The organism is Micromonospora sp. NPDC005257, from assembly GCF_042872445.1.
Classification (GTDB): Bacteria; Actinomycetota; Actinomycetes; order Mycobacteriales; family Micromonosporaceae; genus Micromonospora.
The window spans coordinates 63,999-82,950 of the sequence record NZ_JBIAKL010000001.1; the positions used below are offsets into that span (position 1 = coordinate 63,999).

The 18,952-nt window shown below is 69.5% G+C and carries 12 protein-coding genes; 1 reads left to right on the forward strand and 11 read right to left on the reverse strand.

Annotated features, from left to right (window positions below; translation table 11 throughout):
• Positions 1 to 1,241: 1,241 nt before the first annotated feature.
• The 8 genes from cas6 to ACFYO8_RS00310 form a co-directional block, all read right to left on the reverse strand.
• Positions 1,242 to 1,931 (reverse strand): CRISPR-associated endoribonuclease Cas6, encoded by a 690-nt coding sequence (gene cas6 / locus ACFYO8_RS00275; protein ID WP_387256581.1) that lies wholly within the window; start codon positions 1,929 to 1,931, stop codon positions 1,242 to 1,244.
• A gap of 74 nt (positions 1,932 to 2,005) precedes the next feature.
• Positions 2,006 to 4,558, reverse strand: coding sequence for a TIGR03986 family CRISPR-associated RAMP protein (locus ACFYO8_RS00280; protein WP_387256582.1), 2,553 nt, complete (start codon positions 4,556 to 4,558; stop codon positions 2,006 to 2,008).
• Positions 4,555 to 5,193, reverse strand: a complete 639-nt coding sequence (gene csx19, locus ACFYO8_RS00285; protein WP_387256583.1) for a CRISPR-associated protein Csx19 — start codon at positions 5,191 to 5,193, stop codon at positions 4,555 to 4,557. The genes ACFYO8_RS00280 and csx19 overlap by 4 nt, the downstream gene beginning before the upstream one ends.
• A complete protein-coding gene (locus ACFYO8_RS00290; protein ID WP_387256584.1) occupies positions 5,190 to 6,860 on the reverse strand; it encodes an RAMP superfamily CRISPR-associated protein in 1,671 nt (556 codons plus the stop codon). Before ACFYO8_RS00290 ends, csx19 begins: the two co-directional genes overlap by 4 nt.
• Positions 6,860 to 9,286 carry an RAMP superfamily CRISPR-associated protein gene (locus ACFYO8_RS00295; RefSeq protein ID WP_387256585.1) on the reverse strand — a complete coding sequence of 809 codons (2,427 nt, stop codon included), beginning with the start codon at positions 9,284 to 9,286 and terminating at the stop codon, positions 6,860 to 6,862. The genes ACFYO8_RS00290 and ACFYO8_RS00295 overlap by 1 nt, the downstream gene beginning before the upstream one ends.
• Entirely contained in the window at positions 9,283 to 10,926 is a 1,644-nt protein-coding gene (locus ACFYO8_RS00300; RefSeq protein ID WP_387256586.1) for a hypothetical protein, read from the reverse strand. The genes ACFYO8_RS00295 and ACFYO8_RS00300 overlap by 4 nt, the downstream gene beginning before the upstream one ends.
• A 1-nt stretch (position 10,927) precedes the next feature.
• Positions 10,928 to 13,084 carry a hypothetical protein gene (locus ACFYO8_RS00305; protein ID WP_387256587.1) on the reverse strand — a complete coding sequence of 719 codons (2,157 nt, stop codon included), beginning with the start codon at positions 13,082 to 13,084 and terminating at the stop codon, positions 10,928 to 10,930.
• Positions 13,085 to 13,204: 120 nt separating this feature from the next.
• Positions 13,205 to 13,585, reverse strand: coding sequence for a hypothetical protein (locus tag ACFYO8_RS00310; protein WP_387256588.1), 381 nt, complete (start codon positions 13,583 to 13,585; stop codon positions 13,205 to 13,207).
• 70 nt (positions 13,586 to 13,655) lie between these two features.
• Here ACFYO8_RS00310 and ACFYO8_RS00315 point away from each other — a divergent pair, with 70 nt between their 5' ends.
• Entirely contained in the window at positions 13,656 to 16,115 is a 2,460-nt protein-coding gene (locus ACFYO8_RS00315) for a hypothetical protein (RefSeq protein WP_387256589.1), read from the forward strand.
• A 1,974-nt stretch (positions 16,116 to 18,089) separates the two neighbouring features.
• Here the strand turns inward: ACFYO8_RS00315 and ACFYO8_RS00320 are convergent.
• The 3 genes from ACFYO8_RS00320 to ACFYO8_RS00330 are packed head-to-tail and all read right to left on the reverse strand — an operon-like array spanning position 18,090 to position 18,783.
• A complete protein-coding gene (locus ACFYO8_RS00320; protein ID WP_387256590.1) occupies positions 18,090 to 18,251 on the reverse strand; it encodes a hypothetical protein in 162 nt (53 codons plus the stop codon).
• Complete coding sequence (locus ACFYO8_RS00325; protein WP_387256591.1) at positions 18,248 to 18,394, reverse strand: hypothetical protein; 147 nt, start codon at positions 18,392 to 18,394, stop codon at positions 18,248 to 18,250. Before ACFYO8_RS00325 ends, ACFYO8_RS00320 begins: the two co-directional genes overlap by 4 nt.
• On the reverse strand, positions 18,391 to 18,783 hold the full coding sequence (locus ACFYO8_RS00330) for a hypothetical protein (RefSeq protein WP_387256592.1): 393 nt from the start codon (positions 18,781 to 18,783) through the stop codon (positions 18,391 to 18,393). The genes ACFYO8_RS00325 and ACFYO8_RS00330 overlap by 4 nt, the downstream gene beginning before the upstream one ends.
• Positions 18,784 to 18,952: the final 169 nt, after the last annotated feature.

Genomic DNA, 18,952 nt, shown 5'->3' on the forward strand with positions numbered 1-18,952 from the left:
GGTAGCTGCGACCCCTCCAGGGGTGCCAGCGAACCGGACGCGATCGTCCTCGGTGACTCGAAGGCGGGCGCGTGACGATCCCTCCAGAGTGATGGCCGACCAGCAGGCCCAACAACTAGAGCAGCGAACAAATGATGTTGCGATCCTTCAGCGACGATGAGTGATTCGAGTCGGTGAACTCGTTCACCCTCACCTTGTACCCGTTGCGACCCCTGTAGGGGTGATGAGCGACGGTCCCACGAGATCCAGATCGCGATGGCGTTCGGTGTGCTGCCATCCCCCAGGGTAATGAGCGACCGGTCAACTACAAGCGCATCCAGGGCCTGAAAATGAGGATGCGATCCCTCCATGATGAGCGACTGAACGCTGCTGATCGGTCCTGACACCAGCGCACGCGCGGCCGTGTCTTAGTCCCTCAGAGTGACAAGCCCTGGCCCCTGCTACTGCGGTTGGGAATGCCAGAGCGCGTTGTGATTCCTTCAGGGCGATGGGGGCCCTGGCAACCTGATGCCCCCGTCCGCCGTTCAGCAGTTGCGATCCCTCCTCCAGGGAAATGAGCGAAGCGATGGACTTTATGCTGTACAAGGTGCAGTTGTTGCAATCCATTCAGGGGTGATAAGCAACCTCATGCTGGAGGAGGAGATGGCTCGAGCAATCCTGATCGGGCTGCGATCCCACCAGGGGTGTTGAACGACGTGCGGCGCAGCAGAGGCGATCACGACAACGCCTCGTAGCGATTCTCTGAGGGCGATGAGCGATGGGGCTGCCACCCGGATCCACGCAACACGAGGAGTCCGTTGCGATCCCTCCAGGGGTGATGAGCAACCAGACCGGCGACTACTCCCCGAGCGTCTACTCCCGCTTGTTGCAATCCCTCCAGGGCTATGAACGACCAGAGCGTGAACGACACTGACCTGCACCACCTGTTGTTGCGATCCCTCTTAGGTAATGAGCGACCCGAACCACCTCGCCGGGAAGACGTTCTACTACGGGCTGTGATCCCTCCAGGGGTGATGAGCGACGAGGAGACCTTCACGGTAAAGGGCGACACGCTGGGGGTTGCGACCCCCCCAGGAGTGATGAGTGGCTGCCCCCTGTGCCTGTTGAGCAACGACACCGCGGCAGTGTTGATGTCGAATTGTCGAAGACCACGAGGTCGCGGATGTCGGTGATCGGGGTGTCATGGACCGTCCGTCAACGCGTTCGATCCGGATGCTGTTGGCGAGCTTCCTCACCTTGCCTCACCGCACCCAACCGAAGCCCTGGATGTTGGCAATTCCCAGGCCCCACTCTCGGAGTGCCCCGATCAGGCGTGGGTCGGCTTGCATCCGAAGCGTCACCGTGGCCCCGATCCGGATGCCGCGAGCAGCTTCGAACCGGCGCCGCGGGCCGGCGGCCAGCACCTCAAGATCCGCATCGCCGGGCAGGCCGAGCACGTCGGCCTTGTGACGGATGTTGGCGGCCAGGGCGGGGAGGTATCCGTCATCCTCGGGCAGCAGGTACCGGTTTTTGTCAGCCTTGACCAGCACAGGTGAGCGGGTCTCCAGCACCGCCGGCGACTCTGGGCTGGTCAGTGGCTCCAACTGGGCGCCCTTGATGGTCAGGGTGACCGGTCCCCACCGCAGCTCGCGGCGGCTGGTGACGCTGGCCAGCAGCGAGGCAGCCAGTGCGGGCATCGGTGACCCGAACCAGATCCGGCCGTTCGGCGACATCATGTACGCGCTGCGCTTCCTCCGAGCGCCGAGGAAGACCGGAGGTGAGATCCCTACCGGCCGCAGGGTGCTCTGCCCCCAGCCGTCGTCGTGCAGGTGGGTGGCCAGGGTGGGGGCCTGGTCGGCGATCAGGCTGTAGACCACGGCGTGGGCTACGCCGTGCACATACTTCCAGGGTAGTTGCGCGTCCGGTCCAGCGACGTCTGCGTAGAACCGCATGAACTTATCTCCATCCAATTGTCCGGTGTGACATCCACAGCAGCAGGGCAGTTGCTGGGCTGCCTGCTGTGAGCTCAGGACGGGCGCTGGCGCTTGTTCCTCCCGGCGGAGCCGGGCCGCCCGGCAGCATGGTTCTGCCCTGAGTTGGTCTTGCGCGCGGTGCCTGGCGTCGGCCTGGGGCGCCGCTGCTGAGGTGCCGGCTTCGACGACTTGTGGGCGGAACCGCCTCGATCGGTCCGATCGGAGCTGGTCTCGGCGAGGTACGGCAACTGCTGCTCGGCGTCGCGGACGTGCGGTAGTGCCCATCCCTCGACGGCCTTGCCGCCCTTGATCCTGTCGTTCTCGACGAACCACTTGTAGCTCTCGGCCTGTGGCTCCGGAGAGGTGCGCGGGTAGTGCACCGGGCTGGCGACGGCTGCGGCTGCGACCAGGTACGACGTGGTCGCCTCCCGTAGCACCTCGTTGCTGCGGCTCACGGCGTCGAAGCGATCGGCCAGCGCGGCGAGCTGACCGGCGTCGACGGGCTCCGGCCGAGTCAGTCGCAGCCAACCGGCGCGGACCCCGGCAGCATCCCAGAGCCGGGTATGGTCCCAGTCGAGGTGGACGGTGACGACGCCGAAGCCGTACGGCTTGCCGGCGCCGAGCCGAAGCGGGGTGTCCTGGCCCCTGGTCAGCAGCCACAGCAGGGCGCCGAGTTCAGCGGTGGGCACCCCATCGAGGAACAGTTCGACCTGGAAGGCCGCCCCGGGTCGGACCCAGCCACGGTGGCGCACGAGTTGCGTGGAGTGCTCCTCGTGATCCTTCAGAGCCAGGTAGCCCCGGGTGGGGTCGTTGCTGCTCCGGGTGGGCTGCCAGTACTCCGGCTTCTCTTCTCGCCAGCGGTACATCTTGCGACCCCGCAGCCCGCCGCCGTCCGCGTACCCCTCAGTCTTCCTTGCCGCCCGAGGCATGGGCTTTCCCGTCTGGTCGGGGGAGGCGTAGAAGCGGAACTGGGTGGGTTTGGGGCTGCTCAAGGGGGCGAGAGTGACGCCCTCGGCCGGGAAGGCAGTCGGTCGCCAGTCGTCCGTCAAGCAGGTGATCGAGCGGATCCGAATCCGGCCGCAGTAGCCCGAGGTGCCGTCGTTGGTGTCGGTCTCGTCATCGCTCCGACCCGGTGACACCCACCCGAACAGCCGGTCGGCGGGGGAGAGCTGCTTCCGGTCTCGTGCCGGGCGCAGGCTCTCGTGCAGCAACTCACCGGGGGAGGCGTCGAACGGCAGGCGGCCGATCATGACGGGGTGCACTTCGGTGAGTTGCTTGCGCGCCTCGTCGTACTTGACGTAGACGAGCGTGCCGGGCGGGAGCCCGCGCAGTTCCGGGGTGCTGGGCACGTGCTGGGAGCGTTCGATCCCGTTCGCGGTGGCTGGGTCACGACGGTAGGTGGCCTTCGGGTCGTGGTAACCCTGCGCCTGGTCGTATGCCCGCAGCACCGACAGCCAGTAGCACACATGCTCGTCGGTGACAGGAACGTCCAGGCCCGAGGTTTCCACGAACAGCCGCTCGTTGTGCTTGGTCGCGATGGAGTGCCCGGTGGCGGACAGCCATCCCCGCACGATCCGGTGCCGACCATCGCCGTGGGCGCCGCGCGGCGAGGCGTGTAGATGCGCGTGGAGTTCCTGCTCGGTCCGCGCAAGGTCGGTCGCGCGCCAGGTGCGGGACCCGCCGTTGCCTGGCACTACCACCCGCGCGTACACCTGCGCCCCGTGGTGTCGGGACAACGGTCCGGCGGCCAGGTCGCCGAGGCGGTGCACGGGATCCTTGCCGTAGGCCGGCACCAGAGCGGCGTACTGCGCCTGGTTGCCGCTGCGGCTGCGCTGCGCCCACTCGGCGTCACCGCGGCACAGCCGGAAGAACTTGGTGCCGTCTTCGTCCTGGTGGACGCGGGCCGGGGTGAGCTCGAGCGCCGTGTTGGCGGGCACGCGATAGGCGAGGCGTTCGTGATGTTCGAAGAAGACGCCGTACCGGCTGGCGGTGATCGTCTCGTAGGCGCTGCGGAGCGCGCCCTTGAACGACGCGCCGTGGATCAACGGCAGCCCGTCCGGATCCGTTCGCACGTCGAAGGTCCGGATCCCGTCCTTCGGCTGGCTCGCAGCGGGCACCGGCAGCAACAGCGGAGTGACCGTGGTCAAGGTCAGGGCCAGGGTTCCGCTCCACTGCCCGTGCCGGTGGTAGGCGTGGCTGGGCGGCGGGCCGTCGTCGAGGCCGGTGCCGGCGAGCCGGCTGCCGCTCCCGGTGCTTCGCGGCAGGGTGGGCACGAACGTGTACGGGTTGACGAAACCGCCTGCCGTCGCGATGGTCGCGCTCCGCGCGCGGTCGGGGGTGACGCTGGCCAGTGAGGCCACGCCGGCCAGTCGGGCGGATCGCCTTCCGTTGTCTGCCAGGTCGATGGTCACCTCCACGTCGACGCTCTGACCTTCTGCCATGGTCGCCACGTGTTCGGCCAGGGCGTCGTCCCACTGCGACCGGTTGACCTGCTTCGGCTTGGCGTCCTTCGCCCTGTCGCTCGTGCGGATCGGTCCCTCAAGGATGTCGCCGCGCTTGGTCAGCGTCGTCGAGATGACCTTCCTCAGCTTGTCGGCCGGTGTCATGCCGCCGTCCTCTCCGAGCTGGGCGCGATGGCGGCGGTCGTGATGCGTACCTCCGCCGTGGTGATGGCCCGCAGTCCGACCGTCCGGGTGTCGGCGACGTCGACGTTTCCGTGCTCGTCGTGAACGAGGTACTCGACGGTGTCGATGACGAGCGCCCCACCGTCGGTCGCCGTCACCGGCAGTTGGGCGGCGGCGTACCGCTCGCTGCCCAGCGTGGTCCAGCCCGGTACGTCGTGCGCCCGGGCGGCTCCGGCGAGCAGCCGGCTGTGGGTGTCGCCCCGTCGGGGCGGCGGCTCGGCGGTGACCGGCTCACCGTCCGGCAGGTCGGCCAGCGTCTCGCCGACGGCTATCGCCGGGCCGCGCCCGTCGGGGGTGCGCAGCCACCTCAGCTCGCGCTCGCCGTCGAACAGCAGCATCTCGTACGCCTCGGCGAGGACGTCGCCGTCGGCGGTGCCGGTCTCGACCGCGCCGGCGGACCCGACGCGCACCCAGGTCGCGGACCGCGCGGAAAGGGCGTAGCCGATCACCTGCCGTTCCGGCGATGTGCCGGGGGCGAACCAGGCGACCGCGTCGGCCGCGCTGAGCGAAGCGGCGCGTACGGCATGCAGCACCGCACGACTCGGGTCGTTGGTCACGCTGCTACCTCCTGGAACGTGTGCTCCCACCGGGCCATGGCTCCGATGACCTCTTGGGGCGGATCGGCGAGGATGCTGTCGAGCGTCTGTCCGGCCAGCGACCGCCACGGGCCGCTCAGCCCGTCTCCGTCGAACGCCACGCCGGTCACCTCGATCTGGCCCCGGCCGCGGGTGCCGCCGTAGCCGAGACTGAGCCATCCGTCCCGCAGGTCCCGCAGGAGGAGCAGCAGCAGTGGCAGCGCCAGCGTGGGCGAGCCGTCGCCTCCGTCACGGTCCAGCCAGGCGGTGTCGACGTCGATGCGTACGGGCTCCCACGCCACCGTGCTCGCCGGGTCGAGGACGCTGAACAGCCGGTGGTCGCCGGCTCCACCGGTCCATCGGTCAATGGCGACGTGGTCGCTGACTCCGAGCGCGACAGCCAAGGAGATCCCGTCCAGCTTGCTCCGCAGAGCCGAGCGGGCCCGATCCCGCTCGGTGTTGCGCAGCTGACGCTCTTCCCGATCCTTACCCGGAGTGACGGGCACCGGATCGGGGCTGACGGAGACGATCTCGTTCCAGGCCTCGGCGCTGACCTTTCCGACGCTGTGGCAGTCGGCCACGGTCAGGGCGCCACGCCGGCCGGGGCTTGTCTTCCCGGCCTCGGCTGTGGAGAGCTCACCGTGGGCGTCGGGTCGGCCGGCGTGTCTGCCGGTCGGCGCCGATCCGAAGAGCACGTCGACACCGGGCGGTGGTTCGCGCAGCGCCGTCTCGAACCTCTCCGGCGCGTCCCGGCCCTGCAACGTGCGGACGATCCGTTCGGCGTGTGCCCGGACCGCGCCGCGAACCGATGAGCCCGGCAGCAACAGCCGGACCGTTCCGTCGGCGGCGGTCTCGGTGAGCGGCAGCGTGTCGACCACGGTGCCGCTGATCGAATCGCGGACCAGGAGCGGACCAATCGGCCGCCAGGCGACGGTGATCCGCAGCCGGCCGTCCGGCGGTGAGACGTCGACCTGCGGCTCGGGCGATGTGGGGGGCACCGACCCGGTCAGCCAGGAGATCAGGCCGGCCGGCTGGGACAGGTCGGCGCGGCGGAACGTGACGTCGCGCAGCTCGACCCGACCGAACCCCCGGCCGCGGCCGGCGCCGATCGGCACCCGGGCGTGGGTCAGGCCGGCGATCATGGCGTTGACGGCGTCGCGCACCAGCGCCGGCCATCCGCCGGGGTGGTCCGGGCCGGCAGCGGTGGTCGGGGTGTCGGCGACCAGCCGCAGCGCGAATCTGGTCCCGGCGGGCAGCACCTGGCGGGTGTAGAGGAAGCTGGCGGCCGCGCTGGCCGAGCGTCGGTCGATGCCGACACCGTCCCGGACTGCCAGGGCGAGATCGTGGCCGATGAGGTGTGCGTCGTCGACGCGGATCCAGGACGGTGTTCCGCCCCGGCCGGTGGTGGCGATGTGCCCGAACAAGGCGTTCATGAGCTCGACGGGACGGTCGCGGAAGGGGTCGACGCCGGCGAGGTAGGCCCGCAGCGCGCCGGCGATCGAGGTGCCGGGCAGACACGGCCGGCCGGTGCCGTCCAGGGCGACGGTCAGGTTGGCCTCGGGCGTGTTGTCCCAGCCACCGACGTGGACCGGGCCGAGGCAGGTGAGGGTGCCGAGCACTTCGGTGCGGATCCCGATGGACTGACCCATCAGCGTGCCTCCTTCGCCGTGGTCCGGGCAGGGCTGGGCGCGGTGCGGTTCTTGGCTCGGGTGCCGACGCCCGGCCCGGTGGCGTTGCCAGGTTGCCGAAGGAGACGGCGTAGCGCGTCGGTGACCGCGATCGTCAACGCTTCGGTGTGCAGCACCTGCCGGATCGCGTCCTCCCGGCCGGGAGCGAGGGTCAGTGCTGGTTGCTCCTCAGCCAGATGGAGGCGTTCCCAGAGCAGGGCCGGGCTGTCGAGCAGCAGCCGCGCCAGCTCATCCAGGACGGACTCGGGTTCGGCCTTCTCGTTCCGGGTCGGCTTCTCCCACATCGTTCGGCGGGCAGGGACCGCCCTGGTCCCCTCGATCCAGTGCCGGACCATGTCCCGCCCACCCGGCAGGGTCAGCCGCTCCAGTTGGGCGCGCAGCGAGCCGAGCTGGGCCCGGTTCCCGGCAAGCCGACCGATGCCCGGGACCAGGTCGTCGGGCGCCAGTTCGGCGCTGGCCCGCCGGATGGCCCGCCGCCAGGCGTTGACCTCCAGCGGATGGGGTTCGCGGGGCAGCTCCGTCGGTCTCAACTCGGGGTCCGCGGATCCGTGGGAGAAATCGACCGCCGGATCGTCGACGGTCAGCTCCGGCGGGTTGAACCGGATGCGGCCGTACCCCTCGGCGGTGCGTTCGCCGATGCCGTCGCGCTCCAACTCCGCCAGCCGGTCGGGGTGGACCGGGCCGGTCACGACGAGGGTGACGACGCTGCCGGCGCGTAACGCGACCTGGCTGGGACGGGGTCGGCCCCAGGCAACGGCGAATCCTTCCCGCCTGGTCACCGCGGTGGCGATGTCGGCGTCGTGCACCTCGACCGACGCGGGAGCCAGCGCGGCCGATAGCGTCTCCGCCAGGGCCTGCGGGGACGGGTCGGGGATCAGCCGCTTGTCGCGGAGCAGCACGTCGGAGACACACCACACCCGCAGCCGGTCGCCCAGAACCGGTGGCGAGGGATCCGGCAGCGGATCCACGATCGCGACGACCTCGACCAACCCGAAGTCGTCCTTGCGGGACCGGCCGAACCGCAGCCGCTCACCCTTGCCCAGCCGAAGTCGAGCCCGGGCCGGCAGCCGGATGTCGGTGCAGAGCAGCGTGCCCGGCGCGATGCCGAGGTAGGTATAGACGCCACCGCTGTCGACGGTCGGTCGGCGGGCCTCGTCATCGACCACCGCGTGGGTGGACGCCGTCACGGCCGGGTCGACGTGCCGCCAGCCGTCCCCGTCGCGCACGATCCACCCAGACATCGCCCTGGCGCGCTCGTCGTGCGTCGCCGCGCTGCTCAGCGAGTTGTGCACGGTCCGGCCGCGGCCCTTGTCCCCTCGCTGCCACACCCGCGGCACCGGGTGCGCCGGTCGTACCGTCCTCGGGTCCTGCGGATCGGCGACGGCCGGCACGGCATCGCCGACGCCGACGTCGCTCACCCCGATCCGGCCTGGGCCGTCGTGCGCCACGCGGGACAGCACCGTGCCCAGCAGCGCCGTCCCGGGGATCGCGTCACGACTGGAGACGACGTTGCCCAGCACACCGTCCGCGACCACCACCGGCGTGAGCACCCGCAGCGCCACCCGCACGGTCCGTCGCCCGTCCGCGTTCACCCGGTCGTACGGATAGAACGTCACCAGCTCCGCTGCGGCCGGTGGGGGCGGCGGCGTGGCCGGAACCCCGGCGGACAGCAGCTCGTTCAGCCGTGGATCGGTCACCGTCGGGTGCCCGTCCGCGTGGTCCAGGCGAGCGCCGGACAGCAGGATCGCGACCCGCCCGCTGCCTCGGTTCCGCTTGCCGCCGACGGCCTCGACCAACCGGGCACCCGCGCGCAGCAGCAGCTCCGCCGGCACCGGCAGCGGAACGGGCGTCGCCGTGCCGTCCGGCCCGTCGTCCGCCATGGTGACGGTGATGCGGGACTGCAGCTGCAACGACCGAATCGCCCGCTCCTCGACCCGCAGCAATCGGTCGGCGGCCGTGCCGGTGGCATTGTCGATGGCGACACCGGGTCGCAGGAGGACGGCTGCTTGCGCCAGCGCCGGTCGGCCCCGCAACCCGGCACGCAGCCATTCCGGGGCCCGGGCCGGAGTCAGGCGCAACGCCGCCGGGATCGGCGGCCGCCCGGACAGGGCGGTCAGATCGTCGCGTTGCGCGGGTTGCGACCCGAAAAGCCAGGTCACCCATGCCTGCCAGGCTTGCGGCCGGTCGGCGGCCCGGTCGAACGTGGCGGCAACCGTCTCGCACGCGTCGCGCCACACCCCGACCAGGGTCTTGGCCGGTACGAACGGCAGCTTGTCGGCGTCCCGCCGGACCTCGGCATCGATGGTGCCCAGCTGGCCCTGGCCGGTGCCGACGTGCCAGTCGCTGAGGAACTCGAGCGTCACGTCGAACGTCGTGAGCAGGGTCATGCGACACCACCGTTCGAGACAGATCCAGCTGCCGCCAGTTCCGGAGCCTGCAGGCGCAGGCCGCGCAGATGCAGCGCGTCGAACAGCCGCAGGAACGGCTCCGGGTCGGGCTCGGCCTCGGTGACCGGGTCGCGCTGCACGTCGAGCAGGCGGTGAGCCCGGTCCGGATCGGTGGCCCGGCCTACGAGCAGCGCGAGTTGATGCCGGTACTCGGCCAGTCCGCGATCGGCGGCCTCCCGCAGCGTGTGGGCCTGGGCCGCCGTCAGCCAGCCGTCCGGGCCGAGCCAGCCGCTCACCTCGTCGAGCAGCTCCACGCTGCGGTGCCGAAGCTCATCCGGCAGGGCTGCGGCGCGGCCGAAAAGGTACGGCCCGGCGTGCCTGGCGACCCGCGTACCGTCGCCGTTCTGCACGTATTCGCGCAGCTCCGCCAGGTCGCGGAGGGACGAGGCGTGCGCCACGTGGAAGTCGAACCCGGCCAGGGCCCGCTCCCCGTCCTTGAACCGCTTGGCGGAGACGGTGAGCGCTTCGGCCAGGTTGTAGGCGGTGCCGAACGGGTGGTGCGACTTGACCACCGCGAAGCCGGCGGATGCGGTGAGCCCGGGGTGCCCGGTGGCAGCCCGCGCAACGGCCGACAATGTCGGACGTTCGGCGGTGTGGCGGGCGAACGCGTCGGCGAAGGCCCGCAGAAATGGCACGGCCAGCGCCGCGTCGCACGCCAGCGTCACGTCGTCGCCGCCGACTACGATGGGCAGCAGCCGCTCACGTAGGTCGTCCTCCCGCCAGCGGGCGAGAAGGTCGGCGATCGCGTCGCGTACGGCGTCCCAGGTGGCGTCGTCGAGCTCCCGCGCCACATCCCGCTGATACCGCCGATGCGTCTCCAGCGACACCGGCCGGTTGCGGTCCCCGTACTCGGCCTCGGCCACATTTTGCACGAAGCCACGGAACAGTCCGCCGACGCCGTTGCCGTCGGCGTGGATCACCGCCACCCACCCGCTGTGCCGCAACACGTCCAGATGCGCGGGCACCACTTGGGCCAGGCGGCCGGTGAGCTTACCGACCAGGCGGTTCCTGGCTCGGCGGCGTGCCCGGGACCGCGCCAGCATCCCGGCCGACGTCGGCACGCTGGGCTCCGCGTCGCTGTAGACCTCCTCGCGCTCGGCCGGCTGGCCACTGTCCCGGCACAGCCGGTGCCAGGGAAACACCCGGTCCCGCACGAGCGGATCGGGCCGAGCGGCTCGGACCCGCGCCTGAAGCCGGTACGTCTCGACGCGCGCCTTCTCGTGGGCGGTGTCGTCCATCGGGTCGAAGGGTGGCCCGACCACACCGGTGACCCGCAACCCCGGCGTCTCCGCCAACGCCCGCTCGGAAACGGTACGGATCACCGCGTGGCCGGTATCGGGAGAGTCGACCAACAGCAGCGCCTTGCCCGAGGCGGTCATCACGACCGGGTCGTAGGGCAGGCCGAGCCGGTCGACCGCCTCTCGTGCCCACTCGGTGCCGACCTCGTGCACGAGCTGGGATGCGCCGACGACGTGTCGCATCCGGTTGCTGCCGAAGATGTACCGCTGGTTCCCGCCGGTCTCGATCAACACCCAGTGGCGCTCGGCGCTCGGGGCGCCGGTGCGTGGATCTGTGGTCATCTCAGCTTTCACCGCCTGTGAGAAGGAGAGTGGGGGAGGAGGCGTCTGAGTCGTCCGTCTGATGGGTGGGCTGCCGGTCGACGACGCCGGCTAGATCGGCGCGCCAACCTCGCAGGGCGGAGTGAAGCGATCCGTCGAGCTGATGCAGATGAGAGGTGCCGTCCAGCGCCATCTCGACGTCGGCGGACGCCCGATCGGAACTGCCGGTCGCGGCGTCGAGCAGCGCAACGGCGTCCTTGGCGTCAGATGGGTCCACGTCCAGCCCATGGGAGACGGCCGCGGCCAGGGCCCGAGCCACCACCCGTGCCGTGTTCAGTGCCGCAGGCTGCGGATCTGCTTCCTCCAGCAGCGCGCGGGTGCTCGGATCGGCCAGGACCGCCTGAACATGGCGGATCGCGTCCCGCAGCACCCGTGCCCGCACGCCGCGTTCCCGCTCCGGCGTGGCCAGCGCCAGATCGGTGGCGAGTTCGGCGGCCCGCTCGTGTGCATCCCGTGCTGCCGCGGACTTCGCCGCGAACCCGGCCGGCTCCCGCCGGACCACCTCGGCGCGTACGGCCGCGACTCTTTCCTGCACGGCCAGCGCCCGGCGTAGGTCCGCCCGCCGCCCGCCCTCCGCCAACCAGGGCACGTAGTGGTGCAGGTGGAACACCTGGGCGTCGCTGACGGAGTCGACGCGGGCGGCCAGGTCATCCCCGGCGTCCAACCCCCGCGCCGCGAGGATCGCTGACCACCAGGTGCCGACCGTCGACGCGTCCACACCGGTGCCGCGCAGCGCGACGACACCGATCTCCAACAGGTACGCCGCCGCTCCGGGATCCAGGCGCCCGGACCGCCATGCATCGATCGTCCGCTGCTGCGTCGCGACGAGCCGCCGTACTGCCGGATCCTCTTCTCCACTGCCGCTCGCCGGTCCCTTGGTCCGGGCCGGATCCCACACATCGAGGTACGCGGCGTACGCCCGCAGTTGCAGCGGCACGGGATCCTCGTCGTCGAGAACCCGGGCGCACTGCTGGACGGCGACGTCCACCAGCTCACGGGTTCCGGTGCGCAGCTCCGGCCAGGTGAGCAGCCACTCGTCCCGGTACCGGACGTAGTTGGCCGCGACATGCGCGACCAGCAGCTGCGCCCGCCGCTGCAACAGCGGCGCCGTTGCCAGCGCCTCGCCTGCGGGCAGCACGGGCAGCGCCGGCGGACTGCTCCGGTCGGCGGCGGACGTACCGCCGAGCGTGGCCGCCACGAAGGGCGCCACGGCGGCGCCCACCCGGACCATCGCCTGAACCTGGCGGGAACCTCCTGCGTCCTCGGTCAGCCACACCACTCCTCGACCAGGTCGTCCGATGCCGAGCAGTCGGTGACACCACGCCGAGGCGATGTCGTCGAGCGCGTCCACGGTAACGAGGCCGGGGCCGGTGGTCGGATCATCGGCGAGGCGGAGGGCCGGAAGGGTCGAGTCGACGAGGTCGAACGAGGTGGGCTGCCATCGAGCCGCAGCCTGTTCCGGAGCGTCGTCGGTCTCGACGCCCGGCGGATGGATCTCGGCCGGGGCATCATCCCCGCGCACCCCTGCCCGGTCGACCTGCGCACCCCAACGAGCAGCCAAGGATCGCTGGACCTGGCGTGCCTGGACGGCCGCGACCACGAGCGCCGGTTGCGCTCGGTATGCCTCCAGGATCAATCCGGCCCAGACCGCCAGCCGTACCTCGGGGTCGCAGCCGGTGGCAGCGAGGTGCCGGGACGCGGCTGCCACTGCGGACGTGGCGTCCCGCAGCAGCCGGTTGGCGGCGGCCAGGACCGCCGCGGCCTTGGTGTCCGGGCCGTACCGGTTCAACGTCGCGTTGGTGAGGGCGCCGGGCATCCCGCTCTGCTGGCTGGACCAGACCGAGCGGCCCGACCAGGCCCACCCGGGATGGTCACCCTCATGGGAGCGGGCCGTCGAGGCCGCCTCCAGCCTGGACCGTTCGGCCCGATCCGGGCTCGGAGCGCCACGACCGATCTCCGCGAGGGAGAGCGCGGTGTAGTCACACACCCAGGAGCGGTGGAACGGGGGAAGGTCGGCAGCCAAGCCGAACAGCGGGGCCACCTTGCGGGCCAACCGCGCCTCCACCACATCGGCGCGGCGCGCCTCGGCCGCCGGGATTGCGACAGGTAAGACATGCACGGTCGTGAGGCTACTAGAAGTACGGGAGTAGTTAAACAACAAAAGTATCCGAACGTCGCGTGTCGCGGAGCGTGGCAGGTAGTGAGGTGGTCATGAGAAGGACGCCCAGCAAATACGACCTCAGTCGTTGGCGGCAACCACCGGACGGGCAAGTGACCGACATCCGACAACGACACCGTCAGCGTCTCTAACCGTGTCATGCGGGTAGAACAGGTCGTTGCGATCCGGCAAGGCCTCAGCCACCGGCCGGGCAACGATCAGCAGTACGCCAGGCTGCGCGTCCGGCAGGCCGACAACGTCGGGAGAGGCCGCGGTCCGCTTCAGCGGCACCAGCAACGGGCCGATCCGCACCGCGCCGTCGGCGCGATCCGGGAGCAGCACCAGGCGGGCCGGCGGACCGGCGGGCGCCACCTCCAGCGTTGCGCTGTCGCCAACCAGGCGCACCACGTGCGGGGTCAGATTGAGCACCTCGGGCACCGCTCCGTCGTACGCCAGCTCCATCGGATCAGCTTAAGGATTCGGCCGTGACAGCAGGTGACGATCAGGAGGCGTAGGGTCCACAATGGCGGCCATGCGTCTGCTGGTCCACATCGCCGGAGAAGCCGATCTCCTCCTCGGCTCCGGCGCCGGCTCCGAGGAAACGCGCGCCGCGCTCGTCTCGGCGCGGTGCGCAGAACTCATGGCCGCCCTGGCCGGCCCGGCCGGCGCCACTGCAGCCCTCGATCTCCTTTCGGCCGGCATCCCGCAGAACGGCGTGGCCCAGACGCAGAGACCGAGCCCGCTACTCGGCACGCTGGCCGTCCTCGACAACACACCCGACCTGACGGTCGTGGTGCTCGGCACCGACCAGAGACAACCTCACTGCCTGGACACCCTGCCCATCGCGGAGGCTATCGCCGCGATCATCAACAAGCGCGCAGCCGAAGACGACGCCTACCCGTTCCGTACAGCCGCGGCGCTGGCCGTTCCGGACCTGCAGGAAGAATCGGTGGTTACGGCGCTCACCGCCCACCTGGGGGAGTCAACGTCGTACGAGCAGGCGCTGATGACCTGGGGATCCGGCTCTACGACGATGGCCATGGGCGCACTCACTGCTCTCTCACAGGCGGGGGTTCCGTGGCAGCTCGTCCTCACCAACAATCCAGCCGGAGCGTCGGTCGTCGACCCACTCGACCAACTCGACGTCGACCCGGTCGTCGGCGTCTTCGTCCGCTGGCGCATGTACGACTCCCTGGCCGACCTCGCCCGCCAGGAGCCGCCGACGGTCCAGCTCACCGACGCCCAACACGACCTGATCGATCGAGCCGCGCAACGCCGCCGCGCTGGCCTCGAAGCGCGGGACTGCGCCTCGCTCCGGGCTGTGCTCGCCGACGCCGTCGTGCGCCGAGACGGCACCGCCAGTCTTGCCGTGCGCCGCTACGTCACCAGTCGCTATGAGGAACTGCTCGCCCTCGACAAGGCCGATCATCCCTGGGCCGAGGACCTGCTCCGCAAATACGAGAAGCCCAACGGCGGCCCTCCGCTCGGCGCGAAGCTGCGCAAGATCACACACAACCACCACGACGACCCGATGGTCTGCGCCTCGATCGACCTCCAGTCCTACAGGTGGCTGTTCGGCCCGGTGGTCACCTCGCTGCAGAACATCGGCAAGGGAAGCCACAACCTCCGCCCGCCCGCCGGCTGCGACTCCAAGATCCTCGGGGAATACCTGTCCCGCTACAAGACCGACGAGACCGGCTGGGCGGATGTCGGTCTACCCGAGCCGCCGGTCACTCCGGCCGACACCGTACTGGCGGTATGGCCGGCGGGCATTCAGAGAAGGTCTGGGAGTATCGAAGGCGAGCGTCGCTCCATCGTCGCAGGTGAAACAGTTGGTCAACAGCTCAGCCAACACGATCTCCCAGAGGCGGTCAGCAGACACGTCGGCCTGGACAAGATGCAGATCCGGGCGCTCATCTTAGGCGTAGACGATGGACATGGCAGCCGTGACCTCGCGGAGGCCGACGCCCATCGAATCCGCACCTCCACTCACGAGGCGACGGGGGAGCCCCGGGGTGAGGCTTGGATCGAGTGGACCGACCTGGCGGGTGCCGAGTCGACGACCATTGAACGTGCCATCGATGCCAGGCTGACCCGCGAGACCGCGGCGCTCCTGCTGATCCCCACGGGCAGCAAGTCGGTGGTGCTGGCATTGCTGGGCGCGATGCGCCGGCTGGGAGCCAGGCGAGGCGTCCCTCTGTTCGTCCGCCAAAACGCGAAGTCCGGAAGCCCGGGCGCTTACGAGGTGCACCAGTGGCCAGCTCTGACCGGTGGTGACCTGCCGCTCCTGATCGCCGCCCGTCGAGCCCTGCAGAGCTTGGAGCTGGACGTCGCCTGGCGGCTGCTGGCGGCCTCGGCGATCGACAGGACGGTCATCGAGAAGGCGCGGCAACTGGCCGATGCGTTTGCCTGCCGGGGGCCATTGGGGGGCAACGAAGGGCCAGCAGCGTCGGGCCACGCCGGGGACTGGAAGATGGGCATGATCGCCCAGCGCCTGGAGCTGGTTGAGGCTGCGCTCTCGTATGCCGAAGCCGACCAGATTCGGCTGTTGGTCCTCGCGGCCGACGCGATGGAGGCGTCGGTTGGCGCCACCCAGACGAGCGGGCCGGCCGGTCTGAAGTACAGGCAGTTCCGCGAGGCGCTCCAGGAAGTCGCTGCCCGTCGCGACAGGCCCGAGGCGTTGCCTGAGCGGGTGCTTCTTCTGCTCAACCATGCCCGGGATCGTGCCCCGATCACCCATGGAAACGAGACCGATCCGGACGCGGTGGTGGCCGAAGCGGCGCACCAGCTCGCCGTGAAGTGGGAGCTCAGTCAGGCCGAGTCGGATGCTCTGCCTCGGGATCTGTCTTCCCTACTGCGCTGCGCTTTCACCGCAGCCGAAACGTGCGGGTACGGATGGCGTGGAACGTCTGACAGCCTCCTGCTGCGACACCGCGAAATCATCTCATTGATCGATGTTGCTATCGGTCAACGGCGCTCGCGCAGCAACTAATGACGGGGGGTGACTCCGGTCCTTCCGCAGTGATCCTTTGGAATCCCTCCAGGGGTGATGAGCGACCTGCGGGCATGCAGCCGGTCGAGCCCCGCAGGCACCATTTGCGATTTCTTCCGGGGTGATGAGCGACGCCGCGCCTCCTGCCCAACGACGAGATCCGTACCGAATAGAGATCCCTCCAGGAGCGAGGAGCGACCCGCCCGGATCTACTACTCGCAGGCCGCGCACTACTCGTTGCGATCCCTCCAGGGGTGATGACGACCCAACGTCGACCGGGCGCTGGCCGCGCGCATGAGCTAGTTGTGATCCTTCCAGGGGTGATCAGCGACCGCGCATCAGCTACCACCGCGACGCCATCAAGGCTGGTCGGTTGCGATCTCTCCAGAGGTGATGAGCGACTTCGACGAATCGGTTGGTTTGCCCCCTGCCCGGCCGTGTTGCGATCCCTCCAGGGTGATGAGCGACTCTGGCGCTACCCGGTCGAGGTCGACCAGGACGCCGTGTTGCGTCCCTTCAGGCGTGATGAGCGACCCTGACCTGCTACCTGACCGGCGACGGACTGACGACGTTGCGATCCCTCCAGGGGTGATGAGCAACCCAGTCCCTCATCGGCGTCCCCTGCCCGCACTGCGGACTGCGATCCCTCCTGGGGTGATCAGCGACGGCGCAGGTATGACAAGCGGGCCGGTTTCATCCGCAAATTACGATGCCTCCAGCGATGATGGACGCCCCCTCCCGCAAGGTCAACCTCTCCGAGAGGAACCGTTGAGCTTCATCGGGGAGCGATGAGCAACTTGCAGGTCGGGCCGACGACGAGCGCGACGCCTGGCACTGGTTGCGATCCCTTCGGTGGTGATGAGCGACGCCCGACCTGCCCGAGCGATCTCGGGCAGCGGCACGGTTGAGCTCCCTCCAGGGGTGACGAGCGACCGGCCGGCGACGAGGTGACCGCCTTGCGATGCTCCAGGGGTGATGAGCTACGGGCAGAAAGTCCGGTGCATGATCGGCTGGGAGGCCACGTTGCGATCCCTCCAGGGTGATTAGCGACGACACCCGCAGCGCGAGGCGCACAGCAGGTTGGATCCCTTCAGGGGTGATGAGCGACCCGCGCTGCACGTCGTGGCGATCGTGCCGGCGTACAAGTTGCGATCCCTCGAGGGGTGATGAGCGACCCGCGGAAGAGGACCTCAGCGACACCATCACCGGGTTGCGATCCCTCAAGGGGTGATGAGCGACCCGGAACCTTTACCGACTCCAAGCGGAGGCTTTTGATGTTGCGATCCCTCCAGGGATGGTGAACGACCCGACGCCGACGAGCGCCACCGACGATGGGTCCTGTTGTAACTGTCCCTCTGGATGGCCGCACCATTCGCCGTGATCAAGCAAGGCGGTTCTGCGGAGAGGGCATCAACAACCTGAGCATGTGGCATTCCCTTTGAGGGTGATGAGCGATCCGACCACATGTACAAGAAGCAGCACCTGGACCGGTTGTGATCCCTCTAGGGGTGATGAGCGACGGCGGCGCTGGCGAACAAGACGGTGACCGGCGGGGTGTTGTTGCGATCCCTTCAGGGATGATAGGCGACCTGCGGTCCTGGCCATCGTCGTCGCGTAAGTGCTGCGACCCTTCTGTGGGGATGAGCGACGGGCTTGACTTGGAACACAAATGAGCACGTGTATGAGGAGTTGCGATCCCTCCAGGGGTGATGAGCGACGGCAGTGGGGGGTGTTCGCCGGCATCGGACACCCGTTGCGATCCCTCTAGGGATGATGGTAGCCATGGGGAACAGCCGCCGCACTGCCCTCATCGCACTGCAGCCGCCGCAGCGGCCAGGGGACTGCACTCCTGACAGCGACGGCGTATGTCGCGCTGGTTGTGGCGGGGCGGTACCCCGGCTGACCTCAGGCAGCGCGATGCCGGCTACCTCGAACGGGTAGACGGCATTGCCCATGTTCAGGGCAAGAAGTGCGCTACTCGCCCGCTTGCCCCGCCACCGGCGTCCAGCCGAACAGCGCAGCCTGCTTGCGCGCGTCCTCACGGGCACTCGTCAAGGCGTCGATTAGCGCACTCATGTCCTCTTCGGAGAGCAGCGACCGGCACGAGAACGCCATCTCGTAGTCGCCGCCGGTCACACGGAACACAGGTTGGCGTGCGGGGTATCGCAGCTCGGGTCGCTGAACGGCACGGCCTGCACCTCGAACGTGGGGCCATGACCCATGTCGAGCGCGACCTGGTACGCCGGGTGCGCGTCCGGCGGCTCCACCTCGGCGGTCACGCCTCACCACCAGGCAGGCAGAGCCAGTAGTCCACCGAGTCCCCATTGCCCCGTGTCGCCAGCAATCCGGACTCCACCAGCTCGAACATGAACACCGACAAGGTCATCGCTGTGAACCGGTCGTACGTCAACTTCCATGACCCCGGGTCGTCCTCGTCGCGCATCGCATCCGACATGGGGCCCTCGTAGAAGCGGTTCGGCCAGAAATCCAGGATCCGCCCCTTCTGGTCGGCGGCGCGGGACAATCCTTCTGCCAGCGGTTCCAGGAACAGGCGTCGCCGGTCGATGTGCTTGGACCGGTGCTGGTCCCATTCGTCGGGCCCGACGAATCGTGCGCCCTTCAGGTAGCCCCACCGGTCCTTGTCGGTAACGATGTGGTCCGGGTTCACGCGGTCTCCTAAAGGTTGAGGGCCAGTAGCCAGCGAGCTTGCGAGCGGCCGCCAACCGAAGCCTAGATGGCGGAGTGCGAGACGTACTTTGGGACGCCGGTCGGCCGGCCACGGCGCTGGCCACTCGCTCGACCCCCGCTACTGGGTGCGTCGGCTGATGGACTAGCGG

Bases quoted from the DNA above. Each gene is read 5' to 3' on its own strand.
- cas6 (WP_387256581.1), bottom strand. From the start codon at position 1,931: ATGCGGTTCTACGCAGACGTCGCTGGACCGGACGCGCAACTACCCTGG.
- ACFYO8_RS00280 (WP_387256582.1), bottom strand. From the start codon at position 4,558: ATGACACCGGCCGACAAGCTGAGGAAGGTCATCTCGACGACGCTGACC.
- ACFYO8_RS00290 (WP_387256584.1), bottom strand. From the start codon at position 6,860: ATGGGTCAGTCCATCGGGATCCGCACCGAAGTGCTCGGCACCCTCACC.
- ACFYO8_RS00295 (WP_387256585.1), bottom strand. From the start codon at position 9,286: ATGACCCTGCTCACGACGTTCGACGTGACGCTCGAGTTCCTCAGCGAC.
- ACFYO8_RS00300 (WP_387256586.1), bottom strand. From the start codon at position 10,926: ATGACCACAGATCCACGCACCGGCGCCCCGAGCGCCGAGCGCCACTGG.
- ACFYO8_RS00310 (WP_387256588.1), bottom strand. From the start codon at position 13,585: ATGGAGCTGGCGTACGACGGAGCGGTGCCCGAGGTGCTCAATCTGACC.
- ACFYO8_RS00315 (WP_387256589.1), top strand. From the start codon at position 13,656: ATGCGTCTGCTGGTCCACATCGCCGGAGAAGCCGATCTCCTCCTCGGC.